Genomic DNA, 19,626 nt, shown 5'->3' on the forward strand with positions numbered 1-19,626 from the left:
CGCGCGGGGAGCGCCCGTTTTGGCGCGGGGCGTCACTTCATCAGGATCGCCCCGAACTCCCCCGCCACGTACACCCGGCCGCCCGGGCTCACCGCGACCGCTGCCAGGGTGTTCCGGGTGCCGGTCGCCACCGGCTGGAACCCGCTCCCGTCGAACCGGAGCGCGGTGCCGCCGGCGCCCACCGCCCACACCTCGCCGGTCGCCGTCCCGCTCACCGCCCACAGCGTCGCGGTCGTGCCGGTCGCGACCGGGGTGAAGCCGTGTCCGTCCCAGTGCAGCGCCAGGCCCCCCTCGCCGACCAGCCACACGTCGTCGGCGGCGCGCCCCCAGACCGCCAGCGCCAGGCCGGGGATGGCCCACGAGGACCAGCGGGCGCCGTCGTACCGGTAGGCGGCGCCGGTCGCGCCGACCGCCCACAGGTCGCGGGGCGAGAACCCGAAGATGCGCCGCGCGCCGCCGCCCGGGAGGGCCTGCCGGGTCACGGTGCTGCCGTCGAAGTGGAGGGCGGCGTCGCCCGCCACGCCCCACACGTCGGCGGCGCCGCTCGCCCAGACCCCGTCCACGAGGCCGCGGTAGCCCCCCGCGCCCGCGGTGAAGCGGCGGCCGTCGTAGTGCAGGAAGCCGTTCGAGAGCGAGCCGGCCCACACGTCGTCGCTGGCGGTGGCCCACACGCCGTAGATCACGTCCGCCACGCCGGCCGGCACCGCCTCCACCGCCCCGCGCGCGACCCGGAGCAGCTGCGCCTCCGGCGCCGCCGGGGGCGCGCCGGGCGCCACCGCGGCGAACCAGCCGTCGCCCTGCGGGCTGAAGGCCGCCGCCTGCAGGTAGCCCGGGGCGCCGCGGTGGACCGCGCTCCAGCCGGAGGCGGTGCGGGCGAAGAGCTCGCCGCCGTCGCCGGCCGCCAGGGCGCCGCCGCCCACCGCCTGCACGGCGCGGAGCGGGAGCGCCGGGAGCTCCTCGATCTGCCACCCCGCGCCGTCGAGCCGTGCGACCCGCCCCGCGCCGCCGCTGGTCGCGCCGGCCGCCCAAAGCGCGCCCCCCGCGCCGTGCAGCGCGAACCAGGAGGCGGTCTCGAGCCCCGGCACCGCGGCGTCGCTCCAGCTCCCGCCCTGCAGGTGCGCGAGCGCGGTGCCGCGGGCGCCCGCCGCCGCGTTCACGTCGAGCGGCTCGCCGGCGGCCCACAGCTCGCCCGGGCCCGGCGCGAAGAGCGCCCGGAGCGTCCGCGCCGCCAGGCGGGCCGACACCGAGAAGCCGGCGCCGTCCCAGCGGAGCACCGCCCCGCCGCGCGCCGCCGCCACGTACACCTCGGACGGCGAGACCACCGCCACCGCCGCCAGCTCGTCCGCGGTCGGGGTGGCCACCGCCGCCCAGCGCGCGCCGTCGAAGCGCGCCGCCGCGCCGCCGGCGCCGACCAGCCAGACCTCGCCGCGGCCGTCCCCGTGCACCGCGTTCCAGGAGCCCGCCGGCGCGCCCGGCGCCAGCGCCCAGCGCGCACCGTCGTAGTGGAGGACCGCGTCGCCGGCCGCCCACACGTCGTCCGCCGCGCGGCCCCAGACGGCGCGCAGCGGCGCCGCGGTGGGCACCGGCACCGGCGTGAGCGCGGCGCCGTCCCAGTGGAGCAGGACGCCCGGAGGCCCGGGGGCCCAGGCGTCGCCTGGCTGGGCGGCCCACAGGCTGACGAGCGGATCGCCCTGGGGGAGCGGGTTCACCCAGCAGAACGGGCCGGTGGCGCCCGCGCAGGCCGCCGGCGCGCCCGCGGGCGCGCCGCCTGGGCTCGCGCCGGCCGCCGCCGCGGCGGCCGTCCCGCCGGCGGCAGGCGCGGCGCCGGGCGCGGGGGAGCTGCACGCCAGCGCGGCGAGCGAGAGGGCGAGGGGGCGGAGGGCGAGCGCGGTCATGCCCGAGCAACATGTGCTCGCCGGGCGGGGAGGGAAGGGGGGGCTCACGGGGCCTTCCCCGGAGGCGGCGAGCGCTTGGCCGCGGGCGCGGGGCGCGTGCGACCTCGAGCGCGACCTCGACCGCGGCCTCGACCGCGGCCGCGACCGCGACCGCGACCGCAACCGCGACCGCGGCGCGGCCGAAAAAGAGAGCGGGCCGCCCGTGGGCGGCCCGCTCGAGATGCCCCGGCTCGCCGATTAGGCGCGGCGGCGGCGCGCGCGGCGGCGCTGCAGCACGAGGGCGAACGGGATGAGCGCCAGCCCGAGCAGCCCGCCGGGCTGGCCGGCCGCGGTGCCGCAGCCGCCGCCGCCCGCGCCGCCGGCGGAGAGGTTGGTCGAGCCGCCAGAGCCGGAGCCGGAGCCGCCGCCCGTCCCGGTGCCGGTGGGCTGCGCCGGCTTGCCGCTGGCCGCGAGGATCTTCTGGGCCAGCGCCTCGCGCGCCGCCATGAGATCGGCCGGCTTCGCCTCCGACTGCCACGGGTGCGGGAAGAGCTGCTGCGCGATGCTCTTCGCGTCGCTCGCGCCGCCCAGGCTCGCGAGCAGCTTCAGGTACTCGAAGTCCTCCATGCCCTCGCGGATCATCTTCATGCGGAGCGACGCCACCGGGATGTCGGTCTTCCCGCCGATCTTGGCCGGGGTGCCCGGGTAGAAGAGGGTGCCGTCGCCGTTGCCGTTGAACTCGTACTGGTCGGTCCAGGGGTCGGCCTTGTCGTAGTAGGCCTGGGTGGTCTCGTAGTAGAGCTCGCCGGTCGCCCCGTACTGGAAGCTGAACCACTCCATGGCGCGGGCGCGCACGTTGCTCGCGTCGATGGCGTAGGTGGGCCAGCCGGTGAAGTACAGCTGGTCGGCGCTCGGGTTGCCGATGTCGACGGTGCCGCCGCAGCCGTGGCTCATGCAGCTCTGGTAGACCCACAGCTCCTTGTTCGACTGCTGCAGGAACCCGTCGTACTGCGAGCGGGTCGGGCCGCCGGCGGTCCAGCCGTAGGCGCTCTGCGGGCGGTCGTCCAGGTAGTTGACGAGCGGCACCATGAGGTCGATCGCGCCCAGCGCGCCGTTCTTGGTGGCGTCGGCCATGTCGGTGGTGACGAGGGTGCGGAAGTTCGGGTCGGCCTGCTTCGCGTTCTGCGCCCGCGCCGGGATGTCCGACCACTGGCAGGTGAGGGGCGGCTCGTCGCAGGTGTACTGGAAGAGGCGGTCGAACCAGCCCTTCGCCTTGAAGTGCGCGGCCCAGTCGCCGTGCGCGGCGGCGCTGTTCAGGTCCGCGCCCGACTGGAGCGAGGTGAGCTTCGCGCCCGCGAGCTGGGTCGAGGCGTGGCCGTCCATGAACGGACCGTACGCGTTGTCGAAGTGCGCCCAGTCGCCCTGCTGGCCGTCGTCCCACAGCGACGAGAGGCTGAAGCGGTGGTCGAGCGCGAGCTGGGCGTACTTCTGGCGGAGCTCGGTGAGCGCCTCCCCCGACACGCCGTGGGCCTTGGGCACGCCGCCGTAGGTCATCCCGAACGCGGTCTTGAGCGACGAGGTCGAGGGCAGCGCGAAGTCCCACACGGTGAGCTGCACCGGCACCTGCGCGTCGCCGTCGGCGGCGTGCACGGTGACGCTGCCGGTGTACGCGCCCGCGGGGGCGTCCTGCGGGACGTGCAGCTCGACCCACACCGCGCGGCTCTCGCCGGCCGGCACGTCGAACGGGAAGGCGTTGCGCTTCTCCCCCACCACGTCGTCGACGTCCGGGATGAGCGCGTCGGGGAAGCCGCCGGTGGCGCCGTCCGCGGAGGACGGGTGCTGCACGCCGATGATCGCCTCCCGGAAGAGCTTGGGCGCGGGGACGGTCCCGGGGCCCTTGAGCTCGGTCGCCGAGACCGAGACGCCGCTGGCCGGACCGGTCACCACCACCTGGAACGCCTCGAACTCGTTCTTCGCCGCCGCCAGGCCGGCGGAGCGATCGCTCCGGGCCGCTTCCTGCGGCCGGATCTTCTCGTTCGCGGAGGCCGTCCAGACGTTCGCCGCGGAAGCGGCGGCCGGGGCGACCGAGAGCAGGGCGGCGAGGGTGAGGGTGGCTCGGCGGCAGACGGTCAAAGCGAGTCCTTTCGGTTCGTTGGGCTGCGTCGACCGAACGGCTCGCCAAGCAGGCCTGTTCCCTCCAGGCGTGGGGCAGTGCGTGCCTGGTGCGTCCTTGCGACCACACGTCAGCACAGGGGCTGACGTGTCGGCTTCGCTCGCACCGCGAGCGCTCGCCCGGCCGCGCTGAGCGCGCAGGCGTGGGGGTGATCCGCCCTCGCAGGGCGGGAGCGCGGAAGGGCGGCGATGGGCTCGCCTGCCCGGTGAGAGGGGTCCCCGTTTTCGCAGCGGGCGGGCGGGCGGCCCGCGCGGCGGGGATCAGCGGGGGGCCGTCAGGCTGCGGGCAAAAGAAGAGGGCGGCGCGCCGGCCAGGAGCCGGCGGCGCCGCCCTCGAGAGGTGGCGTGGGATCTAAGGGGTGCTCAGCCGATGCTGGCGGGCTTCTCGCCGTGCCGGACGGTGACGGCGGTGTGGATGCCGCCGCGGACCGTGAAGTCGCCCGTCACCTCGATCCAGCGGGGCGCGAGCGCCGCCACGAGGTCGTCGCAGATGCGGTTCGTCACCGCCTCGTGGAAGGCGCCCTCGTTGCGATAGCTCCAGAGGTAGAGCTTGAGGCTCTTGAGCTCCACGCAGCGCTCCGCCGGCACGTAGCGCAGCCGGATGGTGGCGAAGTCGGGCTGCCCGGTCATCGGGCACAGGCAGGTGAACTCCGGGCACTCCATCGCGATCTCGAACGGGCGCGCCGGGCTCGGGTTGGGGAAGGTGTCGAGCTTCTTGGACGGCTGGGTCGGCATGCGGTCCTTCTAACATCCCGGCCCGCGGGCGCGTGACTGTCGCGTTTCCAGCCCACTGGGCTGAAAAAAGGACAGCCCGTCCGCCGGGTGGCCGGGGTCGCGGCAGGCAAGTCCCTGGAATCTCGATCGCGCGGGACCGGCAAGCCGATTGCTAGTCTTCGGCGACTCGGACACCTTTGGAAGACGGGAGGACGACCCCCACCATGAAGAAGAGCCGCCGGAGCGCCGTCGCGAAGCTTCCCAAGAAGATCGTCACCACGCTGGGCGATCTGGTCTCGGCCGCCTACGAGGCCGCCGACGGGTTCGGTCGCCAGCGCATCGAGCGGGCAGCCAACATCCTGTCCGCCCCGCAGCTCGCCCGGCGGATGGACCGCCACCTCAAGTTCGTCTGAGGGGAGGTCCCCCGCCCGCCGGGCTCGCCCGGCCGCGCGGCCGGCGCCGTCAGCCTGCGGACAGCGACCGCACGGCCGCCGCGATGGCGATGATGGAGAGCACCAGCGCCTCGCCCGCGATGAAGCCGGAGGCCACCGGGATGTTGTAGATGGCCTCGGTCCGCGGGCTCCGGCGCGCCCACACCGACTGAGCGATGCCGCCCAGCACCATGGGGACGATGGCGTAGCCCGGGACGAGCATGCCGATGCCGAGCGCCGTCGGCGACGGCAGGAAGCGGTGCCAGCGCGGCTCGAGGAGCGTGATCGCGACGCCGAGCACGAGCGCGACGCAGAGCGCCGCCAGGCAGCCCTGCGGCAGGGTGGAGAAGCCCTTGGCGAGGAGCTCCGCGAAGCCCGCCCACTTCACGCTGATGGGTGAGGTGAGGCCGTGGTCGCCGAAGCCGTACTTCTGGCGCAGCGCCGGGTAGACCACCGCCACCGCCGCCGCGCCGACCGGGATCCCGACCAGCTGCATGTAGAACAGGCTGCGGTTGTTCGAGCCGATGATCTTGCCCGAGCGGTAGCACTGCATGAGGTGCTCGCCCTGGCCGGCCACGGTCCCGCTCATCCCGGAGCCGATCATGTTGACCGGCACGTGGCCCGGCTGCAGGCCGGCGAACACCGCCTGCATCAGGTTCGCGAGCGCGCTGATGGGCGCCCAGTTCGTCTCGCCCAGCACCCGGATCCCCACCAGCATGAGCGGGATGGAGAGGAGCAGCGAGACGGCGGTGAGCCAGTAGGGGAAGTCGAGCGAGAGCTTCTGCACCAGCGCCAGCGCCACGGCCGAGAGCCCCGCGCCCCACGCCACCCAGCGGAGCGGGATCTCGTCGCTCCCCACGTCCTTGGCGGAGAGCTTGCTGAAGGTGCGGGCGATGACGTTCCACTTGAGCACGAGCGCGGTGAGGCCGCCCGCCACCATGAGCCCGGTGGCCGGCCACATCACCCACCGCAGCACCTCGGGGAACGTCTGGTGCGGCACCCAGCCCTGCGCCACCAGCGCCGGCGGCGCGAGCACCCAGGCCAGCACCATCCCGAGCCCCATGGAGAGGGTGATGCGCAGGCCGACCATCATGCCGGCGCCGATCGAGAGGACGCCCACCTCGGTGCCCATGCGCAGCGCCGCGCCGTGCGCGCCGAAGGGGAGCTCGCCGGGGATGAAGGTCCACGGTCCGTCGCGGAAGAAGGCGACGAAGGCGGAGAGGCCCAGCCCCGCGAAGAGCGCCTTGAGCCGCATCGCCGCCTCGCGCGCGCCCTGGTACAGCACGACCAGCGTCTCGCCGGCCGCGGTGCCGTCGGCGAAGGTGAGGTTCTCCTCGTCGATGTAGTGGCGCCGCAGCGGGATGGCGAGGAAGGCGCCGGTGAGCCCGGCGAAGGTGAGCCAGAGGAAGATCTGCCAGCCGGTGAGGTGGAGCGAGAAGCCGAGGCCGGGCCGGTCGTTCAGCATGTCGATGGCGGCCAGCACGATGCACATGAAGCCGATCTCGCCGGCGGCGGTGCCGGCGGTCTGCGCCATGTTGGCCTCGTACACCGTCGCGCCCACCCGCGAGAGCGCGGCGGTGATCGCGAGCGCGATGAAGCCGAAGAAGGCGGCCGAGACCGAGATGTTCGGGCCGTAGCCGATCTTGAGGACCACCGGCGGGAACGAGGCGCCCATGATGATCGCCACCAGCACCGAGACGGCGACGGCGCGGGCGGTGAGCTCGCGCCGTCGGACAGGGGCGGCGGAGGGCTGGGCTGGAACGTGCGTGGAGGGCGTCGCCATCCGCGGCATGTAAGCCGGTTTCCGCGCCCGCCGCCAGGGAGACGCGGCTCGGGGTGGGTCCGCTCGCCCTAGAAGGTCAGCACCAGCTTCCCGAAGCTGTCGTTCTTCTCCAGCCGCTCGTGCGCCTCGCGGGCGCGCGCCATCGGCAGGGCGGCGTCGACGATCGGCTTCACCTTCCCCTGGGCCAGGAGCGGCAGGACGTCCTTCGCGAAGAGGCGGGTGGCGCGGATCTTCTCCTCCAGCGGCCGCGGCCGGAGCACCGTCCCGATGACCTCCCCGCGCCGCCGCATGAGGAGCGAGAGGTCGATCGCCGCCTTGTTCCCGCCCAGGGTGCCGACGACGACGATCCGGCCGCCCTGCGCCAGCGCCGCCACGTTCTCGGCCGCGTAGGCGGCGCCGACGAAGTCGACGACGACCGGCGCGCCCTCGCCCCCGGTGAGCCGCCGCACCTCGTCGGCGAAGCGCGGCTCGTCCTTCCCGAGGAGGATCCCGTGGTCGAGGCCGAGCGCGCGCGCCCGCTCGAGCTTGTCGGCGGTGCGGCTCGTGCCGATCACGGTCGCGCCGGCCGCCTTGGCGAGCTGCAGCGCCGCGGTCGCGACGCCCGAGCCGACGGCGTGGAGGAGCACCGTCCAGCCGGACCGGAGGCCGCCGAGGGTGACGAGCGCGTCGTGCGAGGTGACGAACGCCTCCATGGCCGCGCCCGCCTCGTCGAACGTGAGCGAGGGCGGCACCTTCACCAGCATCCGCTCGTGCGCGACGGCGAGCTCCGCCTGCGCCTCGCCGCCGGCGATGGCCATCACCCGGTCGCCCGGCTTCAGCGCGGTGACCCCTTCGCCCACCGCCGCCACCTCGCCGGCGAGCTCGAGCCCGGGCACCTCCTCGCGCAGCCCGGCCGGCGGTGGGTAGAGGCCGCGCCGCTGGAGCAGGTCGGCGCGGTTGACGCCCGCGGCCCGCACCCGCACCAGCACCTCGCCGCGCGCGGGGCGCGGGTCGGGCAGCTCGCGGACCTCGATCACCTCGGGTCCGCCCTTCGCCGCGAAGAAGACCGCCTTCATGGGAGCCTCCGCATTCCGGGCGCGCCGAAGTGGCCGGTCGGGGCGCCGAAGGGCGCCTCGACGAGGGCGCCGGTCTCGTCGCGCGCGAGCTCGTACCGCCCGGGCGCGAGGCGGGCCAGAGGATACCGGTCGCGGCGCGCCGGCGCGAGCCGCACGGCGTCCACCGGGCAGATGGGCCCCGCGCGCGCCTCGGCGCCCGGCACCGCGCCGGCCGGCTCGAGCGCCACCGCCAGCGCGTAGCCGTTGAAGCCGCCCTCCCACCACATGCTGGCCTCCGCCTCGGCGGCCGCCGCGGCGGCCAGGGCGGGCAAGAGCGCGGCGCGGAAGGCGCGGAACGGGCCGGTGTCCTGGCGCGGGTCGGCGCCGGCCGCGGCGGCGAGGCCGAAGCGGGCGCGCAGGTCGTCGAGCGCGAAGAGCAGGACCTCGGCCACCGCCCTTCGCTAACGCCGGCCGCGCCTCAGCTCCAGGTGAGATCGACCTCCAGATCGAGGAAGCCGGTGGGCCGCCCCTGGGCCAGCACGTCCCGGCCGCCGAGCGCCTTGGCCGCGGCCGCCAGCACGCCGCAGTGGAAGGCCGGCACCAGGAAGTCGCGGCGGAAGACGAAGTGGGCGCTCCGCTCGCCGGGCCAGTCGACCGTGCGCTCGCCGTAGCCCACCGTCGCCTTGTAGCCGGTGCCCACCTGCGAGAGCAGCTGGCGCATGTCGTCGCCGGCGAGGGAGAGGAGGGTCCGCCCGAGCAGCGTGCCGAACACGTCGCGCATGGCCGCCTCGCCGATGGCGAAGAAGCCCGCGTCCACCGAGCCGAGCCGCGGCTCGAGCGCGTCGACGCCCGCCCAGGCGAGCCGCAGGTAGTCCTCGACCGGGTAGCTGAGGAAGTCGACCCGCGAGCCCTTCCCCGGGTCGCAGGCGCGGGCGGCGACCTCGCCCAGGTGCTCGCGCAGGAGCTTGGACGTGGCCTTGAAGACGACGCCGCGGACGGTGTCCTGCGGCGTGGCTGCGGCGATGCGGCGCTCCAGATCGGCGCGGTCAGCAGGCATCTCGGGTTCGGCTCCAGGCCCCCGCCCGGCGCCTAGAGGTAAACCCGACCCGGCCCCGGAGCGCAAGATTGCAGCAGCGCTCGGAGCGCGATGGCTCCCGTCAGGGGCTCCCGGGCCCGCAGCGCTCGAGCGCCCGCGCGAAGTGGCCGCGCGCCTCGCCCGGCTCGCGGGCCGCCTGCGCCCGCACGGCCGCGCAGCCGGCCGCGCCGGCGTGCCCCGCCAGCACCTCGGCCGCGGTCGCGCGCACCGGCGCCTCGCGCGCCTGCTGCAGGACCGGCGCGAGCTTCTTCGCGAGGGTCTTCGGGCCGAGCAGCCGCCCGGCGCCGCGCAGGGCGCTGGCGCGGACGGCGAACGGAGCCTGCTCGGACTGCGCCGTCTCGAGCACCACCTGCCGCGCCCGGGCGCCGCCCAGCACGGAGAGGGCGCCGAGCGCCTTCGCGCGGCGGGTGGGGAGCGCGCCCGCGTCGGTGGCGACGGCCGCGAGCCGGCCCACCGCCGCGGGGCCGAGCGCGCGCCACTCGGCGGCGGTGACGGGCGTGTCGATGGAGGAGAGGTACCCGTCCACGCGCTGCGCGACCTCCTCGTCGGAGAGCGCGGGCGAGGTGGCGGCCGGGGCCTGTGCGGCGGGCGAGGGCGGCAGCGGGTGCGTGGGGCGGCCGCCGAGGGCGAGGAGCAGCGCGAGCGAGAGCGCGGTCATGGGTGACCTCTAGTGGATGAGCGGGTTGGCGCGCACCACCTGGCCCTGCTGGGTGCTGAGCGTGCCCTTCGAGTAGATCTGGTCGAAGAGCCAGAACATGAGGTTGTCGCCGCCGCCGCAGTCCTTGCTGGCGGTCGGGGTGACGCACTTCGAGACGTCGGACATCGGGTAGGCGTTGCTCGGCGGCGCGGCGGTGGCGGTCGCGCAGACGGAGCCCGACGGCGCGCACGCCTGGCAGGTGCAGGTGAAGGTGTCGTCGAGCGTGTCGAACTCGAAGCCGTACTTCTCGGTCACGTGGTAGAGCCCGAGGAAGTGACCCGCCTCGTGGGCGATGATGTAGGCCGTCTCGTCCGCCCCGCAGGTGCCGACGAAGCCGCTGCCGGAGCAAGAGGTCTGGTTATGGCGCAGGTCGGCGGCGGAGACCGCCGCGCCGCTCGCCACCGTCCCGCCGACGCTGGCGGGGCCCGGGATGGTCCCGTCGATGCCCACCGTGTAGGTCGCCTGGCCGCTCGTGGCCGTCTCGTTGAGCGACGGGACGAGGAAGATGTTGAGGGTGTTCCCCTTCGCCGAGCTCGTGAAGAGCTGGGACAGGTCGGAGCAGGCGCCGGTCTGGTCGATGTTGACGCCCGAGGCGAAGCGCGTCTGGACGCTCGGCGGGGCGTCCTGGAACGTGACGTTCACGGTGACGCCGTTCTTCCCGTAGAGGCCTCTGAGCGTCTGGACCAGCCGGTTCACGTCGGAGTCCTGGCCGGCGTCCGCCCGGGCCTTGTTGAGCGGGATGCCGTCGACCGCCGTCGCGACGAAGTACACCACCACGTCGAGCGTGCCGCTGGACGGGATGGCGCCGCTGACGACCGGCTTCGCGATCACGGTGACGTCATAGGTGCTGTCGAGGGCGCCCCCCGTGCAGCTGTCGTAGCCGAGCTGACTCTTCCCGATCCCCGCCGCGCACTCGTACGCGTAGTCGGAGACGAGGGCGCTCCAGGTGCCCGGCGGCAGGCCGCCACCCGCGACGACGGAGAGCCCCTTCGTCGTGTTGGGCAGGGTGAGGGTGCCGGTCGCGGGCGAGTCGCTGAAGAAGTAGACGGGGAGGATGCTGTAGTCCGGGAGCACCAGCTGGCCGTCGTCGACGTCGTTGAACTTGAAGGTGGGGTCAGGCGACGTCAGCGTGTGCGGGACGGCGGTGTTGCTGAGTTGGTACGTGCTGCCGCCGGCCACGAAGGTCACGACGTCCGGCGCCTTCGTGGCCTGCTCCACGAGGGTGAGGCTGGCCGTCCCGGCGGGCACGTCGAAGGTCATCGACGTGCCGACCGTGTGCGTCTCGCGCTTCAGCACGTAGGCGGCGCCCGTCGCCTGGCTGCCGGCGGCCAGCGAGCTGTCGCCCACCGGCTTCACGTCGCCGCTCCCGCAGGCGGCGATGCCGCCGTCGGGCGACACGGTGACGACCGCGCAGGTGCCGTCGGGCTGGCACGTGAGCCCGGTGTCGCACGGCTTCTGCGGGCACTTGGTCGCGGCGGGGGTCGAGGAGTTCCCGCCGCAGGCGGCGGCGACGAGGGCGAGCGCGAGGAGGAGTGGGCTCGGGCGCATGGGTCCTCCAGTTCTACGCCGGCGCGCCGCCGTCCGCGCGGGCAAAACGCGGCGGCCCGGGGCTGCCCGGCCGGGGGCAGCCCCGGGTAGGCCGTTGTCGCAGGGTGCGAAGCGCTCCCGCGGCCGGGCCCCGGCGCCGTCACCGGCCGAAGTAGGCGTGCACCACCAGCGCCGCCGCGGCGAACCCGGCCGCGTCGGCCAGCAGGCCCGCCGCGAGCGCGTGCCGGTACCGCGTGACGCGCGCGGCCCCCATGTACACGGCGAGCACGTAGAACGTGGTCTCGGTCGAGCCAGCCATCACCGAGGCGAGGCGGCCGGCGAGGCTGTCCGGCCCCTCGGTGCGCAGCACGTCCGCCACCACCCCCAGCGCGGCGCCGCCGGAGAGCGGCCGCACCAGCACGAGCGGCAGCACCGGGGCGGGCAGCCCGAGCGCGGACGTGAGCGGCGCGAGCGCGCGGGCGACGCCGTCGAGCGCGCCCGACGCCTTGAACATGCCGAGCGCGACCACCACCGCCACCAGCGGCGGGATGATCCGCACCGCCGTCTCGAACCCCTCCCGTGCGCCCTCGAGGAAGGCCGGATAGACCTGCTGCTTGCGCGCGAGGGCGAGCAGCGGGACGCCGGCCACGGCGAGCGGGATGGCCCAGGAGGACAGGAGCTGGAGCGCGGCGCGGCCCATCGGTCAGGGCGCCCCGGCCGGCGGCGCCGGGAAGGCGCGGGCGAGGAGCTTCGCGGCCACGACGGCGGTGGCGGCCCCGCACGCGCTGGCGAGCAGCACCGGGCCCACCACGTCGGCCGGGTCGCGCGCGCCGGCCGCGGCGCGGAGCGCGATCACCGTCGCCGGGACGAGCTGGACCGAGGCGGTGTTGAGCGCGCACAGGAGCGCCTGCGCGTCGGTGGCGGTGCCGGGGCGCGGGTTCAGCTCCTCCAGCCGCCGCATCGCCTCCACGCCGAAGGGGGTGGCGGCGTTGCCGAGGCCGAGCAGGTTGGCCGAGACGTTGAGGACGATGGCCCCCAGCGCGGGGTGGTCGTCGGGGACGCCGCGGAAGAGCCGCCGGAGCGCCGGCCGCAGCGCGCGCGCGACGAGCGCCACCAGCCCCGCCCGCTCGGCCACCCGCATGAGCCCGAGCCACAGCGCCAGGACGCCTACCAGGCCGAGCGCCAGCGTGACCGCCGCCTGCGCCGAGGTGGCGATGGCGGCGGTGAGCTCCGCCATCCGGCCGTTCACGGCCGCGGCCGCCACCGACGCGGCCACGAGCAGGGTCCACAGCACGCTCACGCCGGGGATTCTGGGCGGCGGCGACGGGCGAGGCGAATTTTTGGTAGGAACCGGCGTTCTGGAGAACCGATGACCCGAGCCCTCGCCCTCGCCTTCGCGCTCGCCGCGCTGACCCTCGCCGGCGGCGCGCGCGCCGCGCAGCCCACCGTGGTGAACCTCGCCCGCCCGGCGCAGCCCGAGTGGTTCGGCGTCTACCTCATGGGGAAGAAGGCGGGCTTCTCCACCGGCTGGGTCGGCCTGGAGGTGCGCGACGGCCAGCGCGTGCTGGTGGCGAAGAACACCTCGACCCTGTCGGCCACCGTGGGCGACCGCACCGTGAAGCGGACGCAGCAGGACGAGAAGGTGTACGAGGCGCGCCCGGGCGGGCGGCTCCTCTCCTTCAGCAGCCGGCGCGAGGGCGACGGCGGGGACCGCACGGTGGAGGGCCGCTGCACGCCGCAGGGCTGCCGGGCGATCCTCACCGCGCAGGGCCAGCGCGAGGAGCGCGCGCTGCCGCCGGTGGGCGAGACGGCGGAGCAGGCCGACGCGGCCCGGCTGGCGGCGGCCCGGCGCGAGGCGGTGCGCGGCGAGCAGCTCGACCTCGAGACCCTGCGCGTGAAGAAGATGGAGGACCGGTTCGTGGGGCTGGCGCGCGCCGCCGCGGGCGGGGTCGAGGCCGAGCTCGCCCAGGTGGAGGAGCGCGAGGCCGGCGACCGCGCCGCGACGCGGGTGTCCTTCGCGCCGGACGGGCGGGTGGTGGAGCTGCGCCTCGGCGACGCCGTCTCGGCCCGGGCCGAGCCCGCCGACACCGCCCAGCGCCTCGACAAGGTGGACCTGTTCGGCATGACGCGGGTGAAGCTGCCCGGGCCCTTGCCGCGCCGGGTGCCGGGCGCGCTGGTGTTCCGGCTGCGCGGCGTGCCGCGCGAGTTCCAGGCCCCCGACCCGCGCCAGAGCTGGTCGCCGCAGCCGGACGGCGCGGTCCTGCTCACGGTCACCGCGCGGCGGCCGGCCGCGGCCGACCCCGCGCGCGACGCGGCGCGCGTGCGCGGGCTCCCTCCCGAGCTGAAGGAGGACCTGGCGCCGACGCCCGAGGTGGACTCGGACGCGCCGGTGCTGCAGGCGCTCTCGAGGCAGGTGGTGGGCGACACCCGCGGCGCCTACGCGGCGTCGGTGAAGCTCGTGCACTTCGTCTACGGCCGCCTGGAGAAGGCCTACGGCGTCTCGCGCGACCGCGCCACCGAGGTCCTCGCGCTCGGGAAGGGCGACTGCACCGAGCACGCGCTGCTCTTCACCGCGCTGGCGCGCGCCGCCGGCATCCCGGCGCGGCAGGTGCACGGCCTCGTCTACGCCCGCTACGACGACGGTGTGCCGGCGCTCTACTGGCACGCCTGGGTGGAGGTGAAGAGCGGCGGGGAGTGGATCGCGGTGGACCCCACCTTCGACCAGCCGGTGGCCGATCCCACGCACGTGGTGCTGGGCCGCGGCCCGCAGGTGGACACGGTGGGCCTGCTGGGCGCGCTGCAGGTGGTGAGCGCGAAGCCGAAGGGGTAGGTCGAGGTCGAGGTCGGTTGACGCGCGGCCTCGCCCAAGGTGTGATGTCCGCCCCTCGCCTCCCACCCGGAGCCCCTCATGACCGGTCTCGACCACGTCGCCATCCTCGTCGCGGATCTCGACGCCGCCATCCGGCTCTACCGCGACGTCTACGGCCTCACGCTGTCGGAGGTGGAGGAGGTCCCGTCGGAGCAGGTGCGGGTGGCGATCTTCGGCCACGGCGCCGGCCGCATCGAGCTGGTGAGCCCCACCGGCCCGTCGAGCCCCATGGCGAAGGCCATCGAGAAGCGCGGCGAGGGGCTGCACCACGTCTGCCTCGAGGTCCCCGACCTGGCGAAGGCCATGGCGGCCCTCAAGGCCGGCGGCGCGCCCCTCCTCGACGAGGTGCCGCGCCCCGGCGCCGGCGGCGCGCAGGTGGCCTTCGTCCACCCCAAGGGCAGCCGCGGGGTGCTGGTCGAGCTGCGCCAGGGTCCGCAGAAGGCTTGACCCTCGCGCGCGGCGCGTGACAAAAGAGCTGAAATTCCAGCGAGAGAGCGCCCGCCCGGCGCTCCGCTAGAGGGGTGTCCCCATGTCCCGGCTCTGCGCCGTGCTGCTCGCGGCTTCGACCCTCATCCCGCTGCGGGCGATCGCCCAGGCGGCCGAGGCGAAGCCCGCCTCTCCGGCCGCCCCCTCCCTCGCGCCCGCGCCCGCCGCGGCGCCGTCCGGCGCGCCGGTGGATCCCGCCACGCGCGACCTCGTTCGCCGCGAGGTGGAGCGCGCCAAGGAGGAGATGCGCGACGAGGTCCGGGCCGAGATCCAGGGCGCGCAGTCGGCGCGCGAGTTCATGGAGACCTCCGCCGCCGGCGACCGGCCCAAGCTCGAGTTCCTGCAGCTCAACGGGTACCTGCGCGTGCGCGGGGACCTGATGGACAACTTCGACCTGCGGCGCGCGGCCGACCCCGACGGCTACTTCCTCTTCCCGCGCCCGCTGCGCGACCCGGACCACCGCGGCACGCTCACCAGCGGCAACATGCGGTTCCGCCTGGAGCCGACGCTCAACGTCTCCGAGCAGATCCGGGTGATGAGCCAGATCGACATCCTCGACAACCTGGTGCTCGGCTCGACGCCGGTGGGCTCGTTCGCGCGCAGCGACTCGGTGCTCTACCCGTTCCAGTCGACGAGCCAGGTCCCGCCGACCGCCGGCCTCAACTCCGACCGCAACTCCATGGTCGCGAAGCGCGCCTGGGCCGAGGTGCAGACGCCGGTCGGCCTGCTCTCGTTCGGCCGCATGCCGTCGTCGTGGGGCCTCGGCGTCCTCTCGCACGCGGGCGCCGGCATCGACGACGACCTCGGCGACAGCGTCGACCGGCTCCAGTTCGCGCTCACGCCGATCAGCACCCCCGTCGGCCGGCTGGTGCTCGTGCCGATGTACGAGATCGTCGCGACCGGCGTCACCTCGCAGGACTTCCGCGTGTCGAGCGGGCTCGGCCAGCCGTTCGACCGCGACATGGCCGACGACGCGAAGGCGATCGGCCTCAAGATCGTCCGCGCCGACAGCGACGACGAGGTGAAGCGCAAGCTGGAGCGGGGCGAGGGCGCCCTCGCCTTCGGCGCCTGGTACATGTACAAGACCCAGGCGTACGAGTTCCCGCAGTGGCTCGCGGCCGGCGCGGTGCCGGCCGGCGGGACGCCCGTGGGCGGGGTCACGACGCCGCCGTCCACCGGCTCGACCAACCCCACCGCCAACGACCCGGTGACGGGCAGCTCGGTGAAGCGCGACGCGTACGCCCACACCCTCGACCTGTGGACGAAGTACCAGACGAAGAAGTTCCGCTTCGAGCTGGAGCTGGCCGGCATCTACGGCCAGATCGGCAACGCCGCGCAGGACGCCTCCGGCAACGGCGTCGGGCCGGTGCTGCTGCGCCAGTTCGGCGGCGCCGCGCAGGCGGCCTGGACGCTCGGCAAGTTCACCCTCGGCGGCGAGGCCGGCATGGCGAGCGGCGACCGGAACCCCGGCTTCGGCAACCGCCCCGGCCGCGGCTGCTACACGAGCTCCACCTCGAGCACGCTCACCACCACCTGCCTCCAGCCGCAGGCGGGCGACGTCGACGGGATGCAGTTCGCGCCGGGCGACAAGGTGCAGGACATCCGCAACTTCCGCTTCAACCCCGCCTACCACGTCGACCTCATCCTCTGGCGCGACATCCTGCAGGGCGTGACCGACGCCTTCTACCTGAAGCCCACCCTGCGCTACGAGTTCATCGAGGGCCTGGCGGCGACGCTGTCCGTCATCTACTCGCAGGCGATCTACGCCAGCTCCACCCCCTCCAGCACCAGCACGCCGCTCGGCCTCGAGGTGGACTCGGGGCTCAACTACAAGTCCGACGACGGCTTCCTGGCCTGGCTCAACGTCGGCATGCTCCAGCCGCTCAGCGGCCTCGGCTACGGCGCGGCCGGCGCGCCCATCGGGGCGCCGCAGGGCGACCTGTCGCGCGCCTGGGCCATCCGCTCCGGCGTGGCGGTGAAGTTCTGATGGCCCGGCGCGGCGGGCGGGCGAAGCCGGTCTCCCGGGCGGCGCTCTCGGGCGAGGCGGACCCGCGCCTCGTCGCGCTGTCCGTCTCCATCGGCGAGGACGCGGCGCTCTTCGAGCAGGACATCCGCGGCTCGCGCGCCCACGTCGCCATGCTGGCGGCGCGGGGCCTCGTGCCGAAGGCGGCCGCGCGCCGCATCGACGCCGGGCTGGCCCAGGTGCGGGAGGAGTTCGCCGCCGGGAAGATCGCGTTCGACCCGGCGCTGGAGGACGTCCACACCCACGTCGAGCGGCGCCTGGGCGAGCTGGTGGGCCGCGACGCGGGCTACCTGCACGCCGGCCGCAGCCGCAACGACCAGGTGGCGCTCGACGAGCGGCTCTTCATCGTCGACGCCTGCGGCCAGTGCGACCAGGCGCTGGTCGCGCTCATGCGCGCGCTGCTCGGGCAGGCGCGGCGGCACGAGGCCACCCTGCTCCCCGGCTACACCCACCTGCAGCGGGCGCAGCCGGTGACGCTGGCGCACCACCTGCTGGCCTACGTCGAGGCGCTCGGGCGCGACCGGCAGCGCCTCGGCGAGGTGCGGGCGCGGGCGGCCGTCTCGCCGCTCGGCTCGGGCGCGCTGGCGGGCACGACCCTGCGCATCGACCGCGCGCACACCGCGCGGGCGCTCGGCCTCGCCGGCGTGACGCGCAACTCGCTCGACGCCGTCTCCGACCGCGACAGCGCCATCGAGCTCGGCTTCGCCTGCGCGCTCTCGGCGGTGCACCTGTCGCGCCTCGGCGAGGAGCTCGTCCTCTGGACGACGCGCGAGTTCGGCTTCATGACGCTCTCCGACGCGTTCTCGACCGGCAGCTCGCTCATGCCGCAGAAGAAGAACCCCGACGTCGGCGAGCTGGCACGCGGCCGGGCGGGGAGCGCCGTGGGCGACCTGGTGACGCTGCTCACCCTGCCGAAGAACCTGCCGCTCTCGTACAACCGCGATCTGCAGGAGGACAAGCGGCCGCTGCTCGACGCGCCGCGGAAGCTCGCCCAGACCGCGCTGGCGCTGGCGGGCGCGGTCGAGACCGCCACCTACCACGCCGAGCGCATGGCCGAGGCGCTCGGGTCGGGCGAGGCGCTCGCCACCGACGCGGCCGAGTACCTGGTGGAGAAGGGCGTCCGCTTCCGCGAGGCGCACGAGGCCGTGGGCGCCGCCGCCGCCTGGGCCACGCGCGAGGGGAAGGCGCTCGCCGCCCTGACCGCCGCCGAGTGGCGGCGCTTCCACCGCGCCTTCGCGCCGGACGTGGTCCGCCGCTTCGACGCGCGCGCCAGCCTGGCGCGGCGGGAGATCCCCGGCGCGCCGGGGCCGAAGCAGGTCGCGAGGCAGCTCGCCCGCTGGGAGAAGGAGCTGGGGAGGGCCGGATGAGGCGCCTCGCCCTGGCCGCCGCCGCTCTCCTCGCCTGCGGGGTGAAGGCGCCGCCGCGGCCGCCGCTGCCGGAGCCGGCGGACGGGGGGGCGGGCGCGACCTCGACGTCGACCTCGACCCCGACCTCGACCCCGACCTCGACCCCGACCTCGACCCCGACCTCGACCCCGACGCCGACCCCGACGCCGACCCCGACCCCGACCCCGACCCCGACCCCGACCCCGACCCCGACGCCGGCGAACCCGACCGCCGCGCCGCCCAGCCCATGAACCACTTTCAGCGCCGGCGCGGCGTGCTCCACGCCGAGGACATCCCGCTCGACGAGCTGGCCCGCGCCTACGGCACGCCGCTCTACGTCTACTCCACCGCCACGCTCACCCGGCACTGGAAGGTGCTGGAGCGGTCCTTGCGGGGGATGCCGCACCTCCTCTGCTACGCGGTGAAGGCCAACTCGAACCTGGCGGTGCTGTCGCTCTTCGCGCGGCTCGGCTCCGGCTTCGACATCGTCTCCGCCGGCGAGCTGTACCGGGTGCTCAAGGCGGGCGGCGAGCCGGGCAAGGTGGTCTTCAGCGGGGTCGGCAAGCGCGACGACGAGATCGCGTTCGCGCTCGACCAGGGCGTGAAGGTCCTCGACGTCGAGAGCGCGGAGGAGCTGGGGCGCGTCTCCGTCGTCGCGCGGCGCCTGAAGCGGCGCGCCCCCATCGCGCTGCGCGTGAACCCGGCCGTCGATCCGAAGACGCACCCCTACATCGCGACCGGCCTGCGCGAGTCGAAGTTCGGCGTGTCGGTCGAGGAGGCGCGGCGCCTCTACGCGCTCGCCGCCGGCGACCCCGCCCTGCAGGTCAAGGGCGTCGCGATGCACATCGGCTCGCAGATCACCGAGCTCGGCCCCTTCGTGGACGCCATCGCGCGCGTGCGGGGGCTCGTGCGCGACCTCGCGCGCGAGGGCATCCACCTCGCCCACCTCGACGTGGGCGGCGGCCTCGGCATCCCGTACGGCGGCGAGGAGCCGCCGCACCCCGACGTCTACGGCGCGGCGGTGAAGAAGGCGCTGCGCGGCTTCGACGGCGAGGTGCTGCTCGAGCCGGGGCGGGTGCTGGTGGGGAACGCCGGCGTGCTCGTGACGCGGGTCCTGTACCGCAAGCGGAACGGCCGCCGCGAGTTCGTGGTGGTGGACGCCGGGATGAACGACCTCGTCCGGCCCGCGCTCTACGGCGCGCAGCACGCCATCGAGCCGGTGGCGCGCCCGCGCGAGGACGAGATCGTGGCCGACGTGGTGGGCCCGGTCTGCGAGTCCTCCGACTTCCTGGCGCAGCGGCGGCGGCTGCCCGAGGTGAACGGGGGCGAGCTCCTCTGCGTCCGGTCGGCCGGCGCCTACGGCTTCGCCATGTCCTCCAGCTACAACGCCCGCCCCCGGGCGGCCGAGGTACTGGTGGACGGGGACGTGGCGCGCCTCGCCCGCCGGCGGGAGACCTTCGCGGACCTCACCCGGGGAGAGCAGGCGAGCCCCCCCGCGCGCCGCTTCGGCACCCGCCGTCCGATCGGTTAAAGTC

General features: G+C 75.2%; 19 protein-coding genes. 8 read left to right on the forward strand and 11 right to left on the reverse strand.

Annotated features, from left to right (window positions below; all coding sequences use genetic code 11):
* Positions 1-32: 32 nt before the first annotated feature.
* A complete protein-coding gene (locus HWY08_RS20480) occupies positions 33-1,895 on the reverse strand; it encodes a hypothetical protein (protein ID WP_176068739.1) in 1,863 nt (620 codons plus the stop codon).
* On the opposite strand from HWY08_RS20480, the gene HWY08_RS20485 reads away from it, so the two are divergent.
* Positions 1,894-2,136 (forward strand): hypothetical protein, encoded by a 243-nt coding sequence (locus HWY08_RS20485; protein ID WP_176068741.1) that lies wholly within the window; start codon positions 1,894-1,896, stop codon positions 2,134-2,136. The genes HWY08_RS20480 and HWY08_RS20485 overlap by 2 nt on opposite strands.
* Here HWY08_RS20485 and HWY08_RS20490 read toward each other — a convergent pair.
* Positions 2,133-4,007 carry a DUF4091 domain-containing protein gene (locus HWY08_RS20490; protein ID WP_176068743.1) on the reverse strand — a complete coding sequence of 625 codons (1,875 nt, stop codon included), beginning with the start codon at positions 4,005-4,007 and terminating at the stop codon, positions 2,133-2,135. The two genes, HWY08_RS20485 and HWY08_RS20490, sit on opposite strands and share 4 nt — an antisense overlap.
* Before the next feature lie 402 nt (positions 4,008-4,409).
* Entirely contained in the window at positions 4,410-4,781 is a 372-nt protein-coding gene (gene queF, locus HWY08_RS20495) for a preQ(1) synthase (RefSeq protein WP_176068745.1), read from the reverse strand.
* A 203-nt stretch (positions 4,782-4,984) separates the two neighbouring features.
* Here queF and HWY08_RS20500 point away from each other — a divergent pair, with 203 nt between their 5' ends.
* Positions 4,985-5,173 (forward strand): hypothetical protein, encoded by a 189-nt coding sequence (locus HWY08_RS20500; protein ID WP_176068747.1) that lies wholly within the window; start codon positions 4,985-4,987, stop codon positions 5,171-5,173.
* 49 nt (positions 5,174-5,222) lie between these two features.
* On the opposite strand, the gene HWY08_RS20505 is transcribed toward HWY08_RS20500, so the two are convergent.
* The 8 genes from HWY08_RS20505 to HWY08_RS21675 form a co-directional block, all read right to left on the reverse strand.
* Positions 5,223-6,974 (reverse strand): OPT/YSL family transporter, encoded by a 1,752-nt coding sequence (locus tag HWY08_RS20505; protein WP_235969731.1) that lies wholly within the window; start codon positions 6,972-6,974, stop codon positions 5,223-5,225.
* Between the two features lie 68 nt (positions 6,975-7,042).
* Entirely contained in the window at positions 7,043-8,029 is a 987-nt protein-coding gene (locus tag HWY08_RS20510; protein ID WP_176068751.1) for an NAD(P)H-quinone oxidoreductase, read from the reverse strand.
* A complete protein-coding gene (locus HWY08_RS20515) occupies positions 8,026-8,460 on the reverse strand; it encodes a hypothetical protein (protein ID WP_176068753.1) in 435 nt (144 codons plus the stop codon). The genes HWY08_RS20510 and HWY08_RS20515 overlap by 4 nt, the downstream gene beginning before the upstream one ends.
* Positions 8,461-8,486: 26 nt before the next feature.
* Positions 8,487-9,065, reverse strand: coding sequence for a TIGR02265 family protein (locus HWY08_RS20520; protein ID WP_176068755.1), 579 nt, complete (start codon positions 9,063-9,065; stop codon positions 8,487-8,489).
* Between the two features lie 100 nt (positions 9,066-9,165).
* A complete protein-coding gene (locus tag HWY08_RS20525; RefSeq protein ID WP_176068757.1) occupies positions 9,166-9,762 on the reverse strand; it encodes a hypothetical protein in 597 nt (198 codons plus the stop codon).
* A 9-nt stretch (positions 9,763-9,771) separates the two neighbouring features.
* On the reverse strand, positions 9,772-11,349 hold the full coding sequence (locus HWY08_RS20530) for a zinc metalloprotease (protein ID WP_176068759.1): 1,578 nt from the start codon (positions 11,347-11,349) through the stop codon (positions 9,772-9,774).
* 139 nt (positions 11,350-11,488) lie between these two features.
* Entirely contained in the window at positions 11,489-12,028 is a 540-nt protein-coding gene (locus HWY08_RS21670) for a spore maturation protein (protein WP_209005199.1), read from the reverse strand.
* Positions 12,029-12,031: 3 nt separating this feature from the next.
* Positions 12,032-12,628 (reverse strand): nucleoside recognition domain-containing protein, encoded by a 597-nt coding sequence (locus HWY08_RS21675; RefSeq protein WP_209005200.1) that lies wholly within the window; start codon positions 12,626-12,628, stop codon positions 12,032-12,034.
* Positions 12,629-12,697: 69 nt separating this feature from the next.
* On the opposite strand from HWY08_RS21675, the gene HWY08_RS20540 reads away from it, so the two are divergent.
* From HWY08_RS20540 to lysA, 6 genes are all read left to right on the forward strand, one after another.
* The gene (locus tag HWY08_RS20540) at positions 12,698-14,158 is read left to right on the forward strand and encodes a transglutaminase-like domain-containing protein (protein WP_176068761.1); all 1,461 of its coding nucleotides are present in this window, start codon (positions 12,698-12,700) and stop codon (positions 14,156-14,158) included.
* 78 nt (positions 14,159-14,236) lie between these two features.
* Positions 14,237-14,644, forward strand: coding sequence for a methylmalonyl-CoA epimerase (gene mce, locus HWY08_RS20545; protein ID WP_176068763.1), 408 nt, complete (start codon positions 14,237-14,239; stop codon positions 14,642-14,644).
* An 82-nt stretch (positions 14,645-14,726) separates the two neighbouring features.
* Complete coding sequence (locus tag HWY08_RS20550; protein WP_176068765.1) at positions 14,727-16,670, forward strand: TIGR04551 family protein; 1,944 nt, start codon at positions 14,727-14,729, stop codon at positions 16,668-16,670.
* Positions 16,670-18,073, forward strand: a complete 1,404-nt coding sequence (argH, locus tag HWY08_RS20555; RefSeq protein ID WP_176068767.1) for an argininosuccinate lyase — start codon at positions 16,670-16,672, stop codon at positions 18,071-18,073. The genes HWY08_RS20550 and argH overlap by 1 nt, the downstream gene beginning before the upstream one ends.
* Entirely contained in the window at positions 18,070-18,342 is a 273-nt protein-coding gene (locus HWY08_RS20560) for a hypothetical protein (protein ID WP_176068698.1), read from the forward strand. The genes argH and HWY08_RS20560 overlap by 4 nt, the downstream gene beginning before the upstream one ends.
* Complete coding sequence (gene lysA, locus HWY08_RS20565; protein ID WP_176068769.1) at positions 18,339-19,622, forward strand: diaminopimelate decarboxylase; 1,284 nt, start codon at positions 18,339-18,341, stop codon at positions 19,620-19,622. The genes HWY08_RS20560 and lysA overlap by 4 nt, the downstream gene beginning before the upstream one ends.
* Positions 19,623-19,626: the final 4 nt, after the last annotated feature.

This window comes from Anaeromyxobacter diazotrophicus, assembly GCF_013340205.1.
GTDB lineage: Bacteria > Myxococcota > Myxococcia > Myxococcales > Anaeromyxobacteraceae > Anaeromyxobacter_A > Anaeromyxobacter_A diazotrophicus.

What these genes read in the sequence shown, in the direction of transcription:
- HWY08_RS20540 (WP_176068761.1), top strand. Translation starts at nt 12,698, where the DNA reads ATGACCCGAGCCCTCGCCCTCGCCTTCGCGCTCGCCGCGCTGACCCTC.
- HWY08_RS20525 (WP_176068757.1), bottom strand. Translation starts at nt 9,762, where the DNA reads ATGACCGCGCTCTCGCTCGCGCTGCTCCTCGCCCTCGGCGGCCGCCCC.
- argH (WP_176068767.1), top strand. Translation starts at nt 16,670, where the DNA reads ATGGCCCGGCGCGGCGGGCGGGCGAAGCCGGTCTCCCGGGCGGCGCTC.
- HWY08_RS20560 (WP_176068698.1), top strand. Translation starts at nt 18,070, where the DNA reads ATGAGGCGCCTCGCCCTGGCCGCCGCCGCTCTCCTCGCCTGCGGGGTG.
- queF (WP_176068745.1), bottom strand. Translation starts at nt 4,781, where the DNA reads ATGCCGACCCAGCCGTCCAAGAAGCTCGACACCTTCCCCAACCCGAGC.
- HWY08_RS20530 (WP_176068759.1), bottom strand. Translation starts at nt 11,349, where the DNA reads ATGCGCCCGAGCCCACTCCTCCTCGCGCTCGCCCTCGTCGCCGCCGCC.
- HWY08_RS20520 (WP_176068755.1), bottom strand. Translation starts at nt 9,065, where the DNA reads ATGCCTGCTGACCGCGCCGATCTGGAGCGCCGCATCGCCGCAGCCACG.
- HWY08_RS20500 (WP_176068747.1), top strand. Translation starts at nt 4,985, where the DNA reads ATGAAGAAGAGCCGCCGGAGCGCCGTCGCGAAGCTTCCCAAGAAGATC.
- HWY08_RS20485 (WP_176068741.1), top strand. Translation starts at nt 1,894, where the DNA reads ATGCCCGAGCAACATGTGCTCGCCGGGCGGGGAGGGAAGGGGGGGCTC.
- HWY08_RS20510 (WP_176068751.1), bottom strand. Translation starts at nt 8,029, where the DNA reads ATGAAGGCGGTCTTCTTCGCGGCGAAGGGCGGACCCGAGGTGATCGAG.
- HWY08_RS21670 (WP_209005199.1), bottom strand. Translation starts at nt 12,028, where the DNA reads ATGGGCCGCGCCGCGCTCCAGCTCCTGTCCTCCTGGGCCATCCCGCTC.
- lysA (WP_176068769.1), top strand. Translation starts at nt 18,339, where the DNA reads ATGAACCACTTTCAGCGCCGGCGCGGCGTGCTCCACGCCGAGGACATC.
- HWY08_RS20505 (WP_235969731.1), bottom strand. Translation starts at nt 6,974, where the DNA reads ATGGCGACGCCCTCCACGCACGTTCCAGCCCAGCCCTCCGCCGCCCCT.
- HWY08_RS20480 (WP_176068739.1), bottom strand. Translation starts at nt 1,895, where the DNA reads ATGACCGCGCTCGCCCTCCGCCCCCTCGCCCTCTCGCTCGCCGCGCTG.
- HWY08_RS20550 (WP_176068765.1), top strand. Translation starts at nt 14,727, where the DNA reads ATGTCCCGGCTCTGCGCCGTGCTGCTCGCGGCTTCGACCCTCATCCCG.
- mce (WP_176068763.1), top strand. Translation starts at nt 14,237, where the DNA reads ATGACCGGTCTCGACCACGTCGCCATCCTCGTCGCGGATCTCGACGCC.